Origin of the sequence: Paenibacillus cymbidii (assembly GCF_004764705.1) — a bacterium.
GTDB classification, from domain to species: Bacteria; Bacillota; Bacilli; order Paenibacillales; family NBRC-103111; genus Paenibacillus_AN; species Paenibacillus_AN cymbidii.
This window is the reverse complement of the sequence record NZ_SHLX01000035.1, coordinates 65,843-85,180: the sequence shown is the minus strand read 5'-3', so window position 1 is coordinate 85,180 and position 19,338 is coordinate 65,843. Positions and strand designations below refer to the sequence as shown.

Here is a 19,338-nt window from a genome sequence, read left to right as displayed (position 1 = left end):
TCGGGCGATACGATTCGGGAGGCGAACGACGCGATGAAAAAAGTGAAGAAGGCGATCATTCCCGCCGCCGGACTGGGAACGCGTTTTTTGCCGGCGACGAAGGCGATGCCGAAGGAGATGCTGCCGATCATCAACAAGCCGACGATTCAATACATCGTCGAGGAAGCGATCGAAGCCGGCATCGAAGACATCATCATCGTGACGGGCAAAGGGAAACGGGCGATCGAGGATCACTTCGACAGCGCCTTCGAGCTCGAAACGAAGCTGCTGGAGGCGGGCAAGCTGGAGCTGCTGAAGGAAGTGCAGCGCTCCGCCAAGGTGGAGCTGCACTACATTCGCCAGAAGGAGCCGAAAGGGCTCGGGCACGCGGTATGGTGCGCCAGGCGGTTCATCGGCAACGAGCCGTTCGGCGTGCTGCTCGGCGACGACATCGTCACCGGCAAGGTGCCTTGCCTGCGGCAGTTGATCGACCAGTACGAAACGTACGGCAAATCGGTGATCGGCGTCCAGAACGTAGCGTCGGACATGACGCACCGCTACGGCGTCATCGACCCGGGGGAGCGCAGGGACAGGCTGTACAGCGTCAACCGGTTCGTGGAAAAGCCGAAGCCGGGAACCGCGCCTTCCGATTTGGCGATCATGGGGCGCTACGTTTTTTCGCCGAAAATATTCGATTATCTGGAGCTGATGGAAGTGGGAGCCGGCGGCGAAATCCAGCTGACCGACGCCATCCAGAAGCTGAACGAAGAGGAGCAGGTGCACGCTTACCAATTCGAAGGCACGCGGTACGATGTTGGCGAACGGCTCGGCTACATCCTGACGACACTGTCGTTTGCGATGAAGAGCAAGGATCTTCGCCAGGACGTGCTCGACATGATGGCTTCCATGCTGAAAGAAGAACGATACGCGTCGGCGTTCGAATACCGGGGAGGTGTGGATCATGGGCTTGCGTCAACTGCGGGAGGAGTTTGAGTACGTCGTACCGCCGAAATGGCATTACGAGCGGGCGCTGCGGCCCCGGCCGGTACTGGTATCCCGCGAGGAAAACAAACGCGACGGTTACCGGCTGGCCAAACGCTCGCTCGACATTGCGCTGTCGCTGGGCGCGCTGGTGTTCCTGCTGCCGGTGTTCGCCGCGATCGCCGCTCTCATCAAGCTGGAGGATCCGCGTGGCGCCGTCTTCTTCAAGCAGAAGCGGGTCGGCAAGGACGAATCGTTGTTCCCGATGTACAAGTTCCGCTCCATGGTCAGCAACGCCGAAGAGCTGAAGAAGCAGCTGCTGGCGCAGAACGAAACGACCGGGGCGATGTTCAAAATGAAAAACGATCCGCGGGTGACGCGAATCGGGCGGATTCTGCGCAAGACGAGCCTGGACGAGCTGCCTCAGCTGTGGAACGTGCTGAAAGGCGACATGAGCCTCGTCGGACCGCGCCCCGCGCTGCCCGACGAAGTCAGCGAATATTCGGCGTACGACAAGAAGCGGCTGGCGGTTACGCCGGGCTGCACCGGGCTGTGGCAAGTGAGCGGCAGAAGCAACGTCGGCTTCAAGGAGATGGTCGAGCTGGATTTGACCTACATCCGCAACCGCAGCGTTGCCTATGACATGAAAATTATGGCGAAAACGGTTGTTGTGCTGCTCGGCTCGAAGGATGCCTATTGAAACAAGGCGGTAATCACTGCCAAAAGCGGCCGGTTGCCGCCACATTCTTTCATGAGGGGAAGCGGTGTCGCTGCAACGTAAAAAACCATTCGTGTCGATTGTCATCTGTACGTACAACCGGGCGGAGCTGTTGCGCGCGACGCTCGATTCCTTGTTGCGGCTGTCTTCGCTTGATTGCTCCGAAACGATCGTCGTCGACAACGCGTCGACCGATACGACCCGTTCGGTCGCCGAAGCGTTCATCGGCGCGAACGCCGGAACGATTCGCGCCCGTTACGTGGGCGAGCGCAAGCAGGGGCTGTCGGCAGCGCGCAACGCCGGCATCCGCGCCGCCCACGGGGATATCGTCGCTTTCCTCGACGATGACGCGATTCCCGGCGCGGCGTGGCTGCGCACGATCGCCGATACGTTCGCGGCGCGGCCCGATGTCGCCGCCATCGGCGGGCCGATTCGACCGATGTTCGAGAGCGGCCGGCCCGATTGGCTTATCAAGCCATTCGAGCCGCCGTATACGATCGTCGATCTCGGCGACGGCATCAAGCCGTATCCGCCGCACGGGCATCCGTTCGGCGCGAACATGGCGATTCGCCGGGAGGCGCTCGAACGACTCCCGTTTCCGGAATCGCTCGGGCGCAAAGGCAATATGCTGCTGTCGGGCGAAGAAACGTGGCTGTTCGGGCAGCTCAGGCGGCAAGGCCGGACGGTGCTGTACCATCCCGACATGGAAGTGGATCACTTCATCCCTGCAGCGCGGCTGACGGAAGCGTGGATCATGAAGCGCTACTATTACCAGGGCGTCACCAACGGAAACTTGCGCGGCAAGCTGTCCGCCTACGGCCTCGCCGCCGCCAAAGCGGCGTACTTGCTGGCCGATTCGCTGTTCGCCCGCAGCGAAGGAAGGAAGCTGCTGATTGCCTGCAGGAGGGAGAACATTCGCGGTACGCTCGATACCGTGCGAGGACGCGTAGCCGGGCATTGAACCGGGATTGAATCCGAGACGAAGGCGGTGAAACGCATGACGGAGCTGCAAGCGCTGGTGAGGAAGCCGGTCCATTCCACCGTTTACTTGTTCGCGACGCTGGCGATCGGCGTGGCGGCGGTATACGAGCCGGCGGCCAGCGTCATCGCCATGGCCGTGCTGCTGCTGCTTGTGCTGACGCTGCGCAACCCGGAGGCCGTCAGCCATGTCGTGCTGCTGTCGACCGCCATCTCCGTCAATTACATCGTCGACGCCAATGTGCTGGGCATCGAGCTGCTGTCCGTGTACAAGCTCGGCATTCTCGTCCTGCTGATCCCCTGCATGCTGCAATACGGGCTGCGGTTCAAGCTGGGTTACCCGCTGGCTGCGTTGCTTGCGATGCTGCTCATGACCTTTACCGTGTCCGACTGGTTTCCGCGGCTGACGGCCGGCATTGCGCTGAAAGCGTACATCGGCCTGGCGATTCCGTTCGTTTTCCTGCTCATTCGCTGGAACGCGGAAACGGCCAAACGGCACATCCGCCTCATCTGCCTGCTGCCGCTCGTCAGCGTTGTCGTCGGGGCGCTGCTGCAGGCGGCGCACTTGTACAGCTTGCTCGACGTCGAGTTTACCGGCGCCGTGCGGGTGCAGGGGGCTAACATCGCGCCGCACCTGGCAATGCTTGCTTTTCTCGGCATTACCGTTGCGCTGCTTGAGCTGAAGCGAGATCCGGGTTTCTCGCGGTTCGCCTACGCTACGCTCGCGGTCAACTTTGCGATTCTGGTGGCGACCGGCACGCGCGGTCCGCTGCTGGCGATGCTATTGCTTGCGGGCTACACGTTCTTCGACATGAGCAAACAATATATCAAAGGCAAAGTGATGCTGATCGTGCCGCTCTTCTGCACGGTCGTGCTGCTTGCGGCCGCAACGTATGCGTCGTGGGACAACATGATGAAGCGTTCATTCGAGCGCGATACCGGAACCGGCATCGATTTGTCGGGCCGAACCGAAGCATGGGCGTATTTCCTGCGCGGAGCCGCCGACAGTCCGGTTACCGGGCGCGGGCTCGGCGCCGTCACCGTCGCCAACGACGGCAGCTTGTACGAAGGCTTCGTTGTGCCGCACAACGAATATATCCGCTTCTTTTTCGACGGCGGTTATATCGGGGCGGGGTTGTTTTTTCTGTCGCTGCTTGCCGTGTTCGGCGCCGTGTACCGGGTGCTGCCGGCGCGGATCCGAAAGCCGTATGTTTTGTTTCTGGCCGGATTTTTTGCGTATTCCTTCACCGACAACACGTTGTCTACCGTACAATTCATCATTCCGTTCTGCTGGTATTTGAACGGGCTGCATCTTCTGTCGCAGAAGGAACGCGCAGCGGAAGGCGTGGTGCCATGAGCCGCATATCCATGTTCGACGTCAACTTCGACAACTATGATTTTTCCGACCTGCTCGGTTTCATCGACGAATCGATCCGCCGGCAAAATCATTCCTATATCGTCACCTGCAATGTCGATCATCTCATCAAGCTGCGCAAGGACGCCGAGTTCCAGCAGGTGTACGCCAGCGCCGGCGCGATCGTCGCCGACGGCATGCCGATCGTCTGGGCGTCGAAGGTGCTGCGCAAGCCGCTGAAGATGAAAGTGTCCGGCTCCGACCTGTTCGGCAAGCTGGGCAAAGCGTTCGAGTCGCGCCGGTACCGGCTGTTCCTGCTCGGCTCCGCCAGCGGCGTTCCCGAGCGGGCGATGCGCAACCTGAAGCGTTCGTTCCCCGACATCAACATCGTCGGCTGCTATTCGCCCTCTTACGGCTTCGAGACGAAAGAGGAGGAGAACCGCCGCATCGTGCAGATGCTGATCGACACGCGGCCCGACATCGTGTTCGTCGGCGTCGGCGCGCCGAAGCAGGAGAAATGGATTTACCGCCACTACCTCGAATACCGGGTGCCGGTATCGATCGGCGTCGGGGCGACGTTCGATTTTATTTCCGGCTCGGTGAAGCGGGCGCCCCGGCTGCTGCAGCGCACCGGGTTCGAGTGGTGCTGGCGGCTGGCCCAGGAGCCGAAGCGGCTGTGGAAGCGATACCTGGTGCACGATTCGCGGTTTCTGATGATGGTGCTGAAGGAAATGATCAAGGGGAGGACGACACGATGAAGGCGACCGCCCAAGCGACAGCCGGCAAAAAAACGTTCGTATGGCTTCCCGCCGTCCTCGTCATGAGCGTCATCTTCCTGCTGTCGGCGATGTCCTACCAGCAGCAATCGCTGGCGAAGCCGCTGGCCGGCGCCATTCACCGCACGCAGGCGGGCGGGCTGCTGTCCGGCGTCACGATCCGCTACGGCTCGCTGACGATCGACGGCGCCAAGGACGGCCCGGCCGACGTACTGGAATTTTTCGTCCGCAAGGGCGCCCACGTCGCCGAATACATGCTGCTCGCGGCATTCGTGCTGCTGGCGATCCGTCATACGACGCGGCTCGGCTTCCGGTCGTCGGCGGCGCTGGCGCTGGTCATTGCGGTGGCGTTTGCGGTGACGGACGAATTTCATCAATTGTTCGCCAAAGATCGGGGGGCAAGGCCGCTCGACGTGCTGCTCGATTCCGGCGGCGCCTGCCTCGGCATCGCCGTTTACGCCCTGATCGCGAAGCGGCGGCGCCAGGCGGCGGGATCGGCGGAGCAACGGCCCGCCCCGCCGTCAGTGGAGGGGCCATGAAAACGATCCGGGCGTTATACGCCGCCCCAACGACGCAGCAAGCCGCCGTTTTTGCGCTGGGGGGAGCCGTATTCCTGTTCCTTGCGCTGGCGATCGGCTTCGCAAGCGCCAAGCTCGGGCATTACGAAAGCGTGCAGATCGCCATCCTGACGGCCATCCTGTTTCCGGCGTTTATGCTTGCGCTCGTCGAGTCGCGCCATATCGTGCCCTATATTTTGCTCGTGTGGGCGGTATGTCCGGAGATCCGGCGTATCGCCGACTGGCTGGAAGGCAGCTACCATTCCGTGTCGCTGCTCAGCATGGCGCCGCTGCTCGCCAGCGCGATGCTTGCCGTTCCGGTGCTGGCGCGCATTCACCGGATCGACCCGTCGGTCCGCAAGCTGATCGTCGTGCCGACCGTCGTGCTCGCTTACGGCAGCTTGCTGGGGCTGGCGCACAACGGGACGGGCGCGATTTACGATTTGGCCAACTATTTGATCCCGCTGCTGCTGATCCCGTATTTTGCGGTGACGCCGTTCGAGCGCAAGGATCAGGAGCGGCTTATCGTCGCCTATACGAACATCGCCGTGCTTGTGGCGGTGTACGGCATCATCCAGTACATTTTTGTGCCGGCGTGGGACGCGTTCTGGATGGAGCACGTGGAGATGAATTCGATCGGCAAGCCGGAACCGCTCGAAATTCGCGTCTTCTCCACGCTGAACTCGCCCGGCCCGGCCGGAATGTTTATGGCGACGGCGCTTGCGCCGATGATCGTCGAACGCAAGTGGCGCGGCGCGCTCGGCTGGTTCGGCGTCCTGCTCGTCGCCGTCGGGCTCATTATTACGCTCGTCCGTTCGTCCTGGGTCATGCTGGTCGTCATCGTCGCCGTGTACGTCGCCATTTCCTCGGGCCGGCAGAAGTGGCGGCTGCTGGCGCAGCTCGGCGCGGTGACGGCGGCGCTGACGTGGCTCGTGCCGAAGCTTCCCGGCGCGCAAGGGCTCGTCGCCCGGCTGAACACGATGACGGCCATCCAGGACGACTATTCGTACAACGAGCGGCTCGACTTTTTCCACATGGTGTTCCCGCTGATCAAGGGCCAGCCGCAAGGGCTCGGGCTCGGCAGCATCGGCGTCGGCACGAAGCTCGGCAACGGCGGCGCGCTTGGCCAGTTCGGCGTATTCGACAACGGCTTCGTGGCGATCTTCCTTACCTTCGGCGTCATCGGCGGCGTGCTGTTCTTCTGGACGCTGTGGCTGCTCGGCAAGCTGCTCATTTCGCGGACGTCCGGCGCCGACGGTTCGGCGGCGTACGGGCGGCTGGCGGCGGCTTCGCTGATCGGCAGCGTCGTTTGCCTCATGTTCGAGAACGGCTACACGGGGCTGCGCGGATTTTTGCAATGGATGGTGGTAGGGCTTGGCGTCGTTACGCAGCAAACAATCGCGCACAGAAGGAGGCGAACGGCGGATGGAGCAACCGATGAACCTGAAAGTGTGGCGGGTCAGGCCCCTGTTCGGGTTCCTTAAATCGTTTCTCGCCAGCAAAGGCAACATGGCGGCGACGATCAAAACGATGCTGTTCAGCATCCTTATCCTTGTCATCAACATGCTGACCGGCGTGCTGACCGCCCGGTACCTCGGGCCTACGGGGCGCGGCGAGCAGACGGCGATGGTGCTGTGGTCGCAGTTTCTCGCCTTCAGTTTGACGCTCGGCATTCCGTCCGCGCTCATTTACAACGTGACCAAAAATCCGAAGGACGCGGCCAAGCTGTACACGACCGCGCTGTGGATGGGGCTGGCCGCCGGCGCGATGGCGGCGGGCATCGGGGTGCTGACGCTTCCGGTCTGGCTGAAGTCGCATTCGCACGGCGTCGTTTCATTCGCGCAATGGTCGATGCTGCTTGTGCCGCTGATGGTATTTTCGCAAATCAACAATGCGGTGATGCAGGTGAGGGGGGAATACAAGCAATACAACCGGCTTCGCTTCCTCGTCCCATGCTGCACGCTGGCGCTGCTGATCGTGCTGATCGCCGCCGGCCGCATGAGCCCGACGACAACGGCGCTGGCGTACTTGCTGCCATCGGTTCCGTTCTATATCGGCAATACGATCCGGCTGCTCGGCTTGTACAAGGTGGCGTTCCAGGACGCTTATGCGTCGTTCAAACGGCTGATCACCTACGGCATGGGTTCGTACGGCAACGATCTGATGGGCAACGTGTCGTACTACATCGACCAGATCGTCATCGTCGGGCTGCTGAAGCCGGCCGAGCTCGGCTTGTATGCCGTCGCCGTCAGCCTGGCGCGCATCGTCAACGTCTTCTCCACGTCGATCATCGTGGTGCTGTTTCCGAAGGCGTCCGGGCTGCCGAAGGAGGAGGCGGTGGCGCTGACGTTCCGCGTCTTCCGCATCGGCACGACGATTGCGCTGCTGGCGTCGGCGATCATTATGCTGATCGCGCCGTATGTGTTCACGCTGTTCTACGGCGCCGAATTCAAGGAGGCGCTGGGCGTGTTCCGGCTGCTGCTGCTGGAAGTGTCGATTTCCGGCGGCACGATGGTGCTGGCGCAGGCGTTCATGGCGCTGGGCAAACCGAAGGTGGTGACGATTCTGCAAGGGATCGGCCTGCTGATGGTCATCCCGATGCTGATTGTTCTCGTCCCCCGCTGGGGATTGATCGGCGCCGGTTACGCGATGCTGTCGTCGGTGCTGCTCCGCTTCGCGTTCATTTTGCTGAATGTTCGTTACACGTTGAAAATGGCCATTCCGAGCTTGCTCGTGACCAAAGACGATATTCGCTGGCTGTACCGCACGGTCAAGGCATATGCCGCCAGAAAACAAAACGTGATGCCACTTGGATAACAGAAGAGGCAGTTCACCTGATTGCAGGAAAGGAGGGATTCGTATGGCCGCGAGGCGCGCCTCGGAAGACGCACACCGGATATCCGTCGTCATCATCGCCCAGGACGATGAAACGAGAATCGCTTCCGCCATCGTGTCCTGCAAGCCGTTCGCCGACGAAATCGTCGTGATCGACGGCGGCAGCAAGGACGGCACGAAGACGGTGGCGGAGCAGCTCGGCTGCCGGGTGTACGAAAACGCCTGGCCCGGCTATGCCAAGCAGCGCATGTTCGGGAGCCGCAAGGCGTCGTTCGACTGGATCTTCGTCATCGATACCGACGAGGTGGCGGACGCCAGGCTGATCCAGTCGATTTGCGAGCGGAAGCGGCATTTGACCGACGACGGCAAGGCGTATGCGGTCGACCGGATCGGCGATTTTATGGGCCGGTGGATGGGGCGCAAGGAGCCGCTCGTGCGGCTGTACAACCGCAAGCGGGTGCAGTTCAGGGACACGCTCGTGCACGAAATCCCGGACGTGGAGGCCGCCCAGGTGGTGAAGCTGCAAGGCGAGCTGCTGCATTACGGGTTCCGCAGCATCGGCGATCACATCCGCCGCTTCAACCGGTACACCGATCTGGAAGCGGAAGGGCTCGTCGCCGCCGGCAAACCGTTCCGGCTGCTGCGGCTGCTGTTCCGGCCGCCGGCCCGCTTCCTGCACAAGTATTTCTGGCAAGGCTTGTACCGCAAAGGCGTCCCGGGGCTGGCCGTCGCCGTCTTCTGGGGGCTGTACGAGTTTCTCGCCTGTTTGAAGCATTACGAGCTGCTGCGCATTCGGACCAAAACCAAACCGCAGGAAGAAACGCTGAAGGAGGGCAAAGCATATGCAGGCGCGATCCATTAGGCAACATATCTTGATGACGGGAATGGGCTGGCCGTCCATGCAGCCGGGAGGATTGAACACGTACTTCAAGCAAATCGGGGAGCAGCTGGCGTACGAGCATGAGGTGCATGCGCTCATCTGCAGTCCGGACAAGCCGGTCTCCGCGGGCACGATGCATGTCGTGCGCGTCGCCGATCCGCAGATGAGCCCGGGGCAGCGGCGCAACGCGTTCCGCCGCCACGCCGCCGAAATCATGGACGCGATGGACATCGACGTGTTGTTTTCCCATTTTGCGCTGTACGGGATCGGGGCGGCGATCGAAGCGAAGAAGCGGGGCATTCCGGTCGTAATGGCGTTCCACGGCCCGTGGAGCGAGGAGATGAAAGCGGAAGGCGGCGGCATCAAGCATCGGCTGAAAACGGTGATCGCCGGAGCAATGGAGAAGAAGGCGTACGCGATCGCCGACGCGTTCATCGTGCTGAGCGAAACGTTCCGCGACATTCTGCACGAACGGTACGACGTGCCGCTGGAGAAAATCCATCTCATCCCCGGCGCTGCCGATATCCGGCGGTTCCAGCCGGCGCCCGACAAGCTGGAAGCGAAGCGGCGGCACGCCGTCGGCGACCGCACCGTGCTGACCGTCCGCCGGCTGGTCAACCGCATGGGGCTGCTGCAGCTGCTGGACGCCTGGCGCGAGGTGGCGCGCGAAGTGCCGGACGCCACGCTGCTGATCGGCGGCAAAGGGCCGCTGCAGCCGGAGCTGGAGCGGCGCATCGCCGCATACGGCCTGGAACGCCGCGTGCGGCTGCTCGGCTACATTCCCGACGGCATGCTGCCCGGCTACTACCAGGCGGCCGACATCTTCGTCGTGCCTTCGCAGTCGCTGGAAGGCTTCGGCCTGATCTCCGCGGAGGCGCTGGCCAGCGGCTTGCCGGTGATGGCGACGCCGGTCGGCGGCAGCCGCGAAATTTTGCAGCGGTTCCGGCCGGACATGCTGTTTGACGGCACGGGCAGCGAGCAGATTGCGGCGGGCATCATCCGCCAGCTGCGGCAGCCCGAGCGGTGGCCGACGCCGGAGCAATGCCGTGAACACGCGCTCGCGCATTATACGTGGGAGCGGGTTGCCGAGCAGACGGAGCAAGTGTTTGCCAAGGTGACGGCAGGAAAGTTGAACTCCTCGGAGCGCACGCAGGCGTCCGGGCAGGCGAAGCCGGCGCCGCGCATCGAACAATCGCGTCAGGAAGGGAGAGCGTGAGACGGATGATCCGAGTCGCGTATATCGACCATACGGCAAGGTGGAGCGGGGGCGAGGTGGCCCTTTACAATATGTTGACCCATATAGGCGACAAAGTGGATCCGCTCGTCATCCTGGCGGAGGACGGGGTGCTGGCCGACCGGCTGCGGGAAAAAGGGATCGACGTGCGCGTCGTGCCTTTGCAGGCTGACGTGCGCAATCGCAACCGCAATGCGCTCAACGCGCAGCTCGTGACCGCATCATACCAATTGTTCGCGTACGGCAAACGGCTGGCCCGGCTGCTCAAGGAGGAGCAGGTGGCATGCGTGCATACGAATTCGCTGAAAGCGGCGTTCTACGGCGCCGTCGCCGCCAAAATGGCCGGCGTTCCGCTCATCTGGCACATCCGCGACCATATCGGCACGCCGTATCTCAATCCGCTTGTCGCCCGCACGATTCGGCTGCTGTCGCGCTTTTTGCCGAACGGGGTGATCGCCAATTCCAACTCGACGCTGAGCGCGCTGCAGCTGCCGAAGTCGAAGAAGACGCTGGTCGCCTACTCCTCGTTCGCGCAGTCGATCGGCAGCCGCGAGCGGGTGGCGACGCCGGAGGAGAAGTTCGTCGTGCTGCTCGTCGGCCGGCTTGCCGAGTGGAAAGGCCAGCACATTGTGCTGGAGGCGGCCCGCTCGTTCCTGCACGATCCGCACGACGGCAACGTGGAGTTTTGGCTGGCCGGCGACGCGCTGTTCGGCGAAGACGCGTACCGCGAGCGGCTGATCCGCCAGATCGAAGCGGACGGGCTGTACAACGTGTCGCTGCTCGGCCATGTCGACCGGATTCAGGAGCTGATGCAGCGCGCCGATCTGCTCATCCATACGTCGATTACGCCGGAGCCGTTCGGCCAGGTCATCGTCGAAGGCATGGCGGCCGGCTTGCCGGTCATCGCTTCGAACGAAGGCGGCCCGGCGGAAATCGTGCTCGACGGGGAAACCGGCATGCTGATCCGGCCGGGCGATCCGGAGCTGCTCGCGAACGCGGTCCGGCTGCTGCGGGATTTGCCCGAGGAGCGGCAGCGGATGAGCGCGAATGCGATCAAGCGGGTGCGGGAGCATTTTGTAATCGAACGCACCGTCAGCCAAATTACCCGCTACTATGAAGGATTGGTCGCCGGCGACGGGACAACCCTTGGCAAAGAGGACGGAACCCATGAGAATAGCAATCGCGCATGACTATTTGATCCAGATGGGAGGGGCGGAGCGGGTCGTCGAAGTGTTCCACCGGATGTACCCGGCTGCGCCGATCTTTACGACCGTATTCAACAGCAGCTGGCTGCTCGGAGGCTTCAAGGACGCCGATATCCGCGCCTCGTGGCTGCAGCGGATGCCGGGCTGGAAGGACGATTTCAAGCGGCTGCTGCCCTTGTATCCGCTGGCGATCAAGCATTTTGACTTCAGCGGCTTCGACGTCGTGCTCAGCTCGAGCAGCGCCTTCATGAAGAGCATCAAGGTGCCGAAGGATACGTTCCATCTGTGTTATTGTCATACGCCGATGCGGTTCGCCTGGGATTACGACACGTACATGGAGCGGCAGTCGAAGCCCGACCTGATGAAGCGGCTGCTTAAAGTGTACATGCGGCAGCTGCGGCGCTGGGACCAGCGGACGAGCGCCAACGTCAACCAGTACATCGCCAATTCGTCGGTCGTGCGCAGCCGCATCCGCGACTATTACCAGCGCGACGCGGAAATCATTTACCCGCCGATCAACACGTCGCGGTTCCAGCCGTCGGCGCGGATCGGGAACTATTATTTGATCGTGTCGCGGCTCGTGTCGTACAAGCGGATCGATCTTGCCGTCGAGGCGTTCAACCGCTGCGGCTTGCCTTTGTATATCGTCGGCGACGGACCGGACTCGGCCCGGCTGAAGGCGATGGCCAAACCGAACGTGCGCTTCCTCGGCCGGCTTGACGATACGGCGGTGACCGGGCTGATGGCCGAGTGCCGGGCGCTGATTTTCCCGGGCGAAGAGGATTTCGGCATTACGCCACTTGAGGCGAACGCCGCCGGAAGGCCGGTGATCGCGTACGAAGCGGGAGGAGCGCTCGACACGATCGTGCCGAAGGTGAACGGAATTTTCTTCCGCCGGCAGATTGCTGCCGATTTGCTCGGCGCGATCGAGGAATTGGAAAAGCACCCGTGGGAAGTAAGCCGCATCGTCGATCATGCCCGGCAGTTTGACGAGCAGGCGTTTACCGTCCATTTCGAACGATACCTCGAGCAGGCTTACGTCAAATTCAGAGAGGAACGGTGATCGTATGGAGATGGCTGTTATTGGAACCGGATACGTCGGGTTGGTATCGGGCGTTTGCTTCGCCGAAGCGGGCAATACCGTCGTCTGCGTCGATCGCGACGAAACGAAGATCGCGCTGCTGCAGCGGGCGAAGTCGCCGATTTTCGAGCCGGGCATCGAGGCGTACATGGCGCGCAATATGGAGGCGGGACGGCTGGCGTTTACGTCCGATGTTGCCGCTGCGGTGCGGGGGAGCGACATGATCGTGATCGCCGTCGGCACGCCTTCGCTGTCGAACGGCGAAGCGGACCTGCGCTTCATCCGGGAAGTGGCCGAAGCCGTCGGCCAGGCGATGAACGGCCGCAAAATCGTCGCCGTCAAAAGCACCGTGCCCGTCGGCACGAACGAAACGGTGCGCCGCATCATTGCGGAGCAAACGGACGAGCCGTTCGACGTCGTGTCGATTCCGGAGTTTCTGCGCGAAGGTTCGGCGATCCAGGATACGCTGCATCCCGACCGGATCGTCATCGGCCTGGACAACCGCGAGCTGGAGCCGACGCTTGTCGGGCTGCACCGGGCGTTCACCGACCGGATCTACGTGACCGACGTCCGCAGCGCGGAAATGATCAAATACGCGTCCAACGCTTTTCTGGCGACGAAAATATCGTTCATCAACGAAATTTCGAACATTTGCGAAAAAGTCGGCGCCGACGTCACCCAGGTCGCGGCCGGCATGGGCATGGACACGCGGATCGGGCCGTCGTTTCTGAACGCGGGCATCGGTTATGGCGGCTCGTGTTTTCCGAAGGATACGAAGGCGCTGATTCAGCTGGCGGGCAACGTCGATTACGAGTTCAAGCTGCTCAAGTCGGTCGTTGAAGTGAACGCCGACCAGCGCTACAAAATCATCGCCAAGCTGGAGCAGGCGCTCGGCCATGTGCAGAATGCCGTGATCGGCATTTGGGGGCTCAGCTTCAAGGCGAACACCGACGACATCCGCGACTCGCCCGCCTTCGACATTGCGCAGACGCTGCTGCGGCGCGGGGCGCGGCTAAAGCTGTACGATCCGGTGGCGATGGAGAAGATGAAGGAGAAGCTCGACCATCCGTTCATCCAGTGGTGCGAAAGCGCGATGGAGGCGGCTGCGTCGGCGGATGCCGTTTGCCTGCTGACGGATTGGCAGGAGTTCAAGGACGTCGACCTGCGGCTGCTGATTTATGTGATGAACCAGCCGATCGTGGTTGACGGGCGCAACATCTTCGCTGCCGAGCAAGTGGCGATGGCGAATGTGCGCTATTACGCGGTCGGCCGGCCGAACCTGCAGGCCTCGGACCGGGCGGAAGCGCCGGCGGTATAGCGGCGGTCGGTGGCGGGAATTGGCGCGGTTAACGGGTGCGCGAGCGAATGTTACCTACAAAAAGGAGCGTGGTCGATGATGAAAATGGTGCTGCTGTCCGGCGGGTCGGGGAAAAGGCTGTGGCCGTTGTCCAACGAAGCGAGGTCGAAGCAGTTTCTGAAGGTGCTGCACAATGAGCAGGGCGAAGCCGAATCGATGGTGCAGCGGGTGTGGCGGCAGCTGGACGGCGCCGGTCTGGCCGACGACGCGTTCGTAGCGACGAACCGCGCTCAGGTGGAGATGCTCGTCAGCCAGCTCGGCGACGGCGTGCCGCTGATCGTCGAACCGGAACGTCGGGACACGTTTCCCGCGATCGCCCTCGCCGCCGTGTACTTGCACAGCGTGGAGCAGGTGCCGCTCGATACAGTCGTCACCGTGATGCCGGTCGACCCTTATGTGGAGGCGTCGTTTTTTGCCAAGGTGCAAGAGCTGGAGCAAGTCCTGTCGGACACGGAAGCGAACCTGGCGCTGATCGGCGTCGTGCCGAGCGTGCCGTCGGAGAAATACGGCTACATTGTGCCAATGGCCGATGCCCTGGATGGCGGCAGCGTGCGGCGCGTCAGCCATTTCAAGGAGAAGCCGGACCGCGTGCTGGCGGAGCAACTGATCGGGCGCGGGGCGCTGTGGAATTGCGGCGTGTTCGCTTTTCGGCTCGATTACATGATCGAACTGCTTGCCTTCAAAGGGCTGCCGCTCGAATACGGCGAACTGCTGGACGAATACCGCCGCCTGCCGAAAATCAGCTTCGACTACGAAGTCGTCGAGCAGGAAGCAAAAGTTGTCGTCGTGCCGTATGACGGTTATTGGAAAGATCTGGGCACCTGGAACACGCTGACGGAGGAAATGAGCCAGTCACGGATCGGCACCGGCATCGTAACGGACGATTCGGCGAACACGCACCTGATTAACGAACTGGACATCCCGGTAACGGTGATCGGCTTGAATGACGTCGTCGTGGCGGCCAGCCCGGACGGCATTCTCGTCACGGCGAAGACGGAGAGCCCGCGCATCAAGGAAGTGATGGACGACATCCGCCAGCGCCCGATGTTCGAGGAGCGCCGCTGGGGCCACTATCGTGTGGTCGATTACGTCAAATACGCCGAAGGCAACGAGGTGCTGACCAAACGGATCACGGTGCGCTCCGGCAGCAACATCAGTTACCAGCTGCACCACAAGCGCAGCGAAATATGGACGATCGTCAGCGGCGTCGCGGATATCGTCATCAACGACAAGCCGTATACAGTGAAGCCCGGCGACGTCGTACGCATCCCGGAAGGAACGAAGCACAGCATCAAAGGGGTGACCGACGTCGATTTGATCGAGGTGCAGACGGGGTCCGAGCTGATCGAGGAAGATATAGTGCGGTTATGCATGGAGTGGCGGGACATCCCGCTGCATCAATTCATTTGACGATCAGGTACAGGATGAGGAGCCAGATCGGGACCGCAATGGCGATGCCCCATAAGCAGCCTTTCGGCAACGCGAGTTTGCCCGGTTTGTTCATATGCTGTCATCCTTTCGTCCGTTGCGTTTGATTAATTCCGCTGTTGTGGAGGCGAATCGATTGACGCCAATGCCCACTCGAATGAGGGTATGTAAAAATATGGCTATTTTGCTGCTGCTGTTGTCGTTGTTGTTCCCGAGCGTTCTGCTTCCGGCGTTGCCGGCGTTGGCCCAGTCTGCGCCGGTCAATGCTTCCGCCTCCGCCGAGGCGGTCAAGGTGCTGCGCGAGCTGAACGATATGACGGGGAAACGGATTTTTACCGGTCAGCACGACTATTTGGAAAGCCCGGACGAATGGAACAACCGCATTCGCGAGCTTACCGGCCAGTATGCCAAAATACACGGGTACGAGCTCGGCCCGATCATGAACCAGTCGGAGCGGGTCGCGTCGGCGCAGCGGCAAGGTGTCGTGAACAGCGCAATCGCCTGGAACAAAAGCGGCGGTCTGGTGACGATTTCGTACCATGAAAGCATTCCCGGCATGTGCCGCTGCTGGTCGAACGTCAAGACGTCCATGAGCCAGGAGCGGTTCAACCAGTTCGTGACGCCCGGCACGCACGAATACGATCTGCTGATCGCCGAGCTCGACAAGACGGCTTCGTACTTGAAACAGCTGGGGGACGCCGGTGTGCCCGTGCTGTGGCGGCCCTACCACGAAATGAACGGCGACTGGTTCTGGTGGGGAGGCAAGACCAATTTCAAGGCGTTATGGAACCTGATGTACGACCGTTTCGTCAACGTCCATCGGCTCGACAATTTGCTCTGGGTGTGGAGTCCGAACGCGCCGAACGGCACGGCGGATCCTTTCGAGCCGTACTACCCGGGCGACGACAAGGTCGATGTGCTGGCGCTCGACATTTACAACAATGATTACCAACAGGGCTATTATGACAAACTTGTCGCGCTGGCACAAGGCAAACCGGTCGCGATCGGCGAGAACGGCGAGCTTCCCGGAGACGAGGTGCTTAAAGCGCAGCCCAAATGGGTTTATATGATGAGCTGGGCGAATCTGCTGACGGAAAAAAACAGCGCGCAATCGATCGCGTCGTTTTTCGCCGCTTCCCGTTCCGTGAAAAAAGAGGATGCTGCGGTTCCATGAAGGCTGAAGAGAGGCGACACGGCATGTTATTCCGAAAGGCGGTTCCGATCGTAGCGATGCTTGCGGCGCTCTGGGCCGCTTTGCTTGTCGATCAAACGTGGAAAGGATGGTGGACGAACACGTCCGTCAAACCAAACGAATCGTCAGGCGCCAACGCAAACGCAAACGTTTATGCGGCTTTCGGCGGTTCCGTCATTTGGGCGCTCGGGCGGGAAGACGGCTCGGCGGCCGAGTTTGCGTCTTATCGCGATGGCGCGGAGCGGGTCGATCTGACCGCCGGCGCCGCGGCGGACGGGTACGCGGTGCCGAAGGGGCTGGACCGATCGGTCAATCCGGCCCTGACGTTCGTGTACGATCTGGATGCCGTACCCAGCTACGGCGTCGAACTGAAAGTGAAAATCGTCGACGCAAACAAGGCGATTCCGCAAATGGCGGTGTTCGCCAACGGGCTCCTGTCCGGCATCGTGCAGATCGCCGGTGTCGGCGGCACGACAAGCGAATACGCGTTTCAGAAAACGTACCGCTTGTATATCCCGAAGGAACAGCTGAAGGCCGGGCGCAATGAAATCAAGCTCGAAGCCGTCGGCTGTTTGTATTGTTCGTCCGCGGAGAACAAGTATTTGTCGTGGGCGTGGGATTATTTGACTCTGGAAAAGCTGGCCGCACCCGCGGAGGAGCCGATACACGGCAGCTATGTGCTTTCCGGCACGAATGTGAACAATATGGCGTTTTATTACGACCAGGGGGCGGTCCGGCATTTGCCGTACGTGCTGAAATGGCTCGGCATCGCCTACAGCGGCAACATCATGCGCACCGGCTGCGCGACCGACGTGGCGAATGCGTGCACCGCCATCGGCCCTTACTACGAAACGCTGCGCGACTACAACACGCAGGCGGTGTCGTTTCACCTGCACACCGGCAATATCAAGCTGAAGCCGGACGGCTCGCTGCCGGACGACGCGCAGGAGAAGCTGCGCAGCTATTTGACCCAGTACGGCTCCTTGTTTCAATACTATGAAATCGACAACGAGCCGGGGCTGTTCAACCGCGACAAGAAGGTGAACATCGCCGTGGCGCAGTGGCTCAAGGCGAACATCCCGCAGCTCGCGCCGCAGCTGAAAACGGTGGCGCCGGGCTGGTCGTACCAGCCGTCGTACGCGATGCGGGCGTGCAAGAACCAGGCTGCCGCGGGACCGCGCCAATGCGGCAATCCCGACGGCTGGGAGAACGATCCGCAGCAGCGCAAAGAGCTGGAAGACATGACCGATCTGACGAACGGTCACGCGTACGGCACCTCCTATGTAGACAACAAGGACGGCAGCTTCATCGAAAATATGCTCACGTTTGGCGGCGCGCCGGACGGTTTGCCGAAGCCGATGCTGGCGACGGAGTACGGCACGTCGGATACCCACCGAGACCCGGCGCAGTATGGCGCCGCCGAAGGTGGCGCCAAGTCGGCCGCCTTCGACCGGATCATGCGGGCGCATATCGGCTACGCCGACATGTTCGTGCAGCATGCCGCCTTCTACAACGGCTATTCGCTGTTCGAGCCGGTCGTCGACCTGCTGCGGCATAATCCGGCGCAAACGGCGATCCATTACAACGCGCCGGATACGGATTCGCGCGTCGGCGTTTCGCGGCGGTTGAACCTGGCCTACGCGACGCACGGCCGACCGCTGGCCTACCGTGTGGACAACCCGGAGGAAGTGCGTGACAAGCTCGTTTATTTTCGCGCCGTCGACACGTCATCGCTGCAACCGCTGCCCGGTTCGGAGGGCACGTCGAACAAGCGGTTGCTTAATTTTGTCAATTTCAGCGAGGATACGGCGACGCTGCGCGTCAGCGTGACGATGCCGGAGGCGGCCGTTTACGAAGGGGAGCGTTTCGGCGCGGGCGATACTTACGAAGCGGCGCGCACCTATGTCGCCGATTTGCGGGCAACGCCGACGCTGCGGCTGAGCGAAACGCTGGGGCCCGGGGAGGCGGTGCAGTATATTTTGACGCGGGCGGATCGGGTGAAGCCGCTGGCGCCATCCTGGGTTACGGCGGCATCCGCGCCAGGCCGCGCCATCGCGCTCGATTGGGCGGAGGCGGAAGGCGCCCGCGGCTACGATGTGCTGCGCAGCGCGGACGGCGGCGTTACTTACGCGGTTGTTGCGGAGAACGTCGCGGCGACGCACTACGTCGACAGCGACCCGGCCGGCGAGATCGGGGTGCCTTTGGGCGAAGCGAAGTTCCGCTACCGGATTCGCGCCACGGGCACGGACGCGATGAGCGAGCCGATTGAGGCGGCCGCCACCGATTCGCTGGCGCTGGACCGCTCGTTGTGGCAAGGCGCGAGCAGCTCCGGCAAGCCGGCGAACGCCTACGACGACAGCCCGTATACCCGCTGGGATACGGGGAAGGCGCAAACGCCGGGCCAGCAATACCAGCTCGACCTGGGCCGCACGACGACCATCGACCGCGTCGCGCTCGATACGGCCGGCTCGCCGTACGATTATCCGCGCGGCTACGAGCTTTACTTGTCCGGCGACGGGTTCGCCTGGGGAGCGCCGGTCGCATCCGGCGCCGGCAGCGTGGCGACGGACATCCGTTTTCCGCCGCAGCCGGCCCGGTACGTGCGCATCGTGCAGACGGGCAGGGCGGGCAACTACTGGTCGATTCACGATCTGCGCGTGTACGGACAATAGCCGCCGGTGCCGGGGCGATGAAGCCATAACGATGGAAACCACAAGGCAACTCGTTTGCTTGTGGTTTTTTTGGTTTGCCGCGGCGCCTCCATCAAAATAACCAGTGTTTTC

The 19,338-nt window shown here is 62.0% G+C and carries 16 protein-coding genes; all 16 read left to right on the top strand.

What is annotated here, in order from left to right; translation table 11 throughout:
• Positions 1 to 33 precede the first annotated feature (33 nt).
• The 16 genes from galU (at position 34) to EXY20_RS32650 (ending at position 19,227) form a co-directional block, all read left to right on the top strand.
• On the top strand, positions 34 to 972 hold the full coding sequence (gene galU / locus EXY20_RS32725) for a UTP--glucose-1-phosphate uridylyltransferase GalU (protein WP_135556624.1): 939 nt from the start codon (positions 34 to 36) through the stop codon (positions 970 to 972).
• Entirely contained in the window at positions 941 to 1,660 is a 720-nt protein-coding gene (locus EXY20_RS32720) for a sugar transferase (RefSeq protein ID WP_135556623.1), read from the top strand. The genes galU and EXY20_RS32720 overlap by 32 nt, the downstream gene beginning before the upstream one ends.
• A gap of 64 nt (positions 1,661 to 1,724) precedes the next feature.
• Positions 1,725 to 2,639 carry a glycosyltransferase gene (locus EXY20_RS32715; RefSeq protein ID WP_135556622.1) on the top strand — a complete coding sequence of 305 codons (915 nt, stop codon included), beginning with the start codon at positions 1,725 to 1,727 and terminating at the stop codon, positions 2,637 to 2,639.
• A 36-nt stretch (positions 2,640 to 2,675) separates the two neighbouring features.
• Positions 2,676 to 4,013 carry an O-antigen ligase family protein gene (locus EXY20_RS32710; RefSeq protein WP_135556621.1) on the top strand — a complete coding sequence of 446 codons (1,338 nt, stop codon included), beginning with the start codon at positions 2,676 to 2,678 and terminating at the stop codon, positions 4,011 to 4,013.
• Positions 4,010 to 4,768 carry a WecB/TagA/CpsF family glycosyltransferase gene (locus tag EXY20_RS32705; RefSeq protein ID WP_135556620.1) on the top strand — a complete coding sequence of 253 codons (759 nt, stop codon included), beginning with the start codon at positions 4,010 to 4,012 and terminating at the stop codon, positions 4,766 to 4,768. The genes EXY20_RS32710 and EXY20_RS32705 overlap by 4 nt, the downstream gene beginning before the upstream one ends.
• Complete coding sequence (locus EXY20_RS32700; RefSeq protein ID WP_135556619.1) at positions 4,765 to 5,325, top strand: VanZ family protein; 561 nt, start codon at positions 4,765 to 4,767, stop codon at positions 5,323 to 5,325. The genes EXY20_RS32705 and EXY20_RS32700 overlap by 4 nt, the downstream gene beginning before the upstream one ends.
• Positions 5,322 to 6,827 (top strand): O-antigen ligase family protein, encoded by a 1,506-nt coding sequence (locus tag EXY20_RS32695; protein ID WP_135556618.1) that lies wholly within the window; start codon positions 5,322 to 5,324, stop codon positions 6,825 to 6,827. Before EXY20_RS32700 ends, EXY20_RS32695 begins: the two co-directional genes overlap by 4 nt.
• Positions 6,769 to 8,160: an oligosaccharide flippase family protein gene (locus EXY20_RS32690; RefSeq protein ID WP_235886308.1), complete on the top strand. Its 1,392-nt coding sequence runs from the start codon at positions 6,769 to 6,771 to the stop codon at positions 8,158 to 8,160. Before EXY20_RS32695 ends, EXY20_RS32690 begins: the two co-directional genes overlap by 59 nt.
• A gap of 43 nt (positions 8,161 to 8,203) precedes the next feature.
• Positions 8,204 to 9,040 (top strand): glycosyltransferase family 2 protein, encoded by an 837-nt coding sequence (locus EXY20_RS32685; protein ID WP_135556617.1) that lies wholly within the window; start codon positions 8,204 to 8,206, stop codon positions 9,038 to 9,040.
• Entirely contained in the window at positions 9,021 to 10,274 is a 1,254-nt protein-coding gene (locus EXY20_RS32680; protein ID WP_207671364.1) for a glycosyltransferase family 4 protein, read from the top strand. Before EXY20_RS32685 ends, EXY20_RS32680 begins: the two co-directional genes overlap by 20 nt.
• 5 nt (positions 10,275 to 10,279) lie before the next feature.
• Entirely contained in the window at positions 10,280 to 11,482 is a 1,203-nt protein-coding gene (locus EXY20_RS32675; protein ID WP_135556642.1) for a glycosyltransferase, read from the top strand.
• Entirely contained in the window at positions 11,460 to 12,560 is a 1,101-nt protein-coding gene (locus EXY20_RS32670) for a glycosyltransferase (RefSeq protein WP_135556616.1), read from the top strand. The genes EXY20_RS32675 and EXY20_RS32670 overlap by 23 nt, the downstream gene beginning before the upstream one ends.
• Before the next feature lie 4 nt (positions 12,561 to 12,564).
• Positions 12,565 to 13,896, top strand: a complete 1,332-nt coding sequence (locus EXY20_RS32665; RefSeq protein WP_135556615.1) for a UDP-glucose dehydrogenase family protein — start codon at positions 12,565 to 12,567, stop codon at positions 13,894 to 13,896.
• Between the two features lie 78 nt (positions 13,897 to 13,974).
• A complete protein-coding gene (locus EXY20_RS32660) occupies positions 13,975 to 15,345 on the top strand; it encodes a sugar phosphate nucleotidyltransferase (protein WP_135556641.1) in 1,371 nt (456 codons plus the stop codon).
• 193 nt (positions 15,346 to 15,538) lie between these two features.
• Positions 15,539 to 16,537, top strand: coding sequence for a glycosyl hydrolase (locus EXY20_RS32655; RefSeq protein WP_235886307.1), 999 nt, complete (start codon positions 15,539 to 15,541; stop codon positions 16,535 to 16,537).
• 23 nt (positions 16,538 to 16,560) lie between these two features.
• A complete protein-coding gene (locus EXY20_RS32650) occupies positions 16,561 to 19,227 on the top strand; it encodes a discoidin domain-containing protein (protein ID WP_167859685.1) in 2,667 nt (888 codons plus the stop codon).
• Positions 19,228 to 19,338: the final 111 nt, after the last annotated feature.

Coding starts and splice junctions, on each gene's coding strand:
- galU (WP_135556624.1), top strand. CDS start 34: ATGAAAAAAGTGAAGAAGGCGATCATTCCCGCCGCCGGACTGGGAACG.
- EXY20_RS32720 (WP_135556623.1), top strand. CDS start 941: ATGGGCTTGCGTCAACTGCGGGAGGAGTTTGAGTACGTCGTACCGCCG.
- EXY20_RS32710 (WP_135556621.1), top strand. CDS start 2,676: ATGACGGAGCTGCAAGCGCTGGTGAGGAAGCCGGTCCATTCCACCGTT.
- EXY20_RS32705 (WP_135556620.1), top strand. CDS start 4,010: ATGAGCCGCATATCCATGTTCGACGTCAACTTCGACAACTATGATTTT.
- EXY20_RS32700 (WP_135556619.1), top strand. CDS start 4,765: ATGAAGGCGACCGCCCAAGCGACAGCCGGCAAAAAAACGTTCGTATGG.
- EXY20_RS32695 (WP_135556618.1), top strand. CDS start 5,322: ATGAAAACGATCCGGGCGTTATACGCCGCCCCAACGACGCAGCAAGCC.
- EXY20_RS32690 (WP_235886308.1), top strand. CDS start 6,769: ATGGAGCAACCGATGAACCTGAAAGTGTGGCGGGTCAGGCCCCTGTTC.
- EXY20_RS32685 (WP_135556617.1), top strand. CDS start 8,204: ATGGCCGCGAGGCGCGCCTCGGAAGACGCACACCGGATATCCGTCGTC.
- EXY20_RS32680 (WP_207671364.1), top strand. CDS start 9,021: ATGCAGGCGCGATCCATTAGGCAACATATCTTGATGACGGGAATGGGC.
- EXY20_RS32675 (WP_135556642.1), top strand. CDS start 10,280: ATGATCCGAGTCGCGTATATCGACCATACGGCAAGGTGGAGCGGGGGC.
- EXY20_RS32670 (WP_135556616.1), top strand. CDS start 11,460: ATGAGAATAGCAATCGCGCATGACTATTTGATCCAGATGGGAGGGGCG.
- EXY20_RS32665 (WP_135556615.1), top strand. CDS start 12,565: ATGGAGATGGCTGTTATTGGAACCGGATACGTCGGGTTGGTATCGGGC.
- EXY20_RS32660 (WP_135556641.1), top strand. CDS start 13,975: ATGAAAATGGTGCTGCTGTCCGGCGGGTCGGGGAAAAGGCTGTGGCCG.
- EXY20_RS32655 (WP_235886307.1), top strand. CDS start 15,539: ATGGCTATTTTGCTGCTGCTGTTGTCGTTGTTGTTCCCGAGCGTTCTG.
- EXY20_RS32650 (WP_167859685.1), top strand. CDS start 16,561: ATGTTATTCCGAAAGGCGGTTCCGATCGTAGCGATGCTTGCGGCGCTC.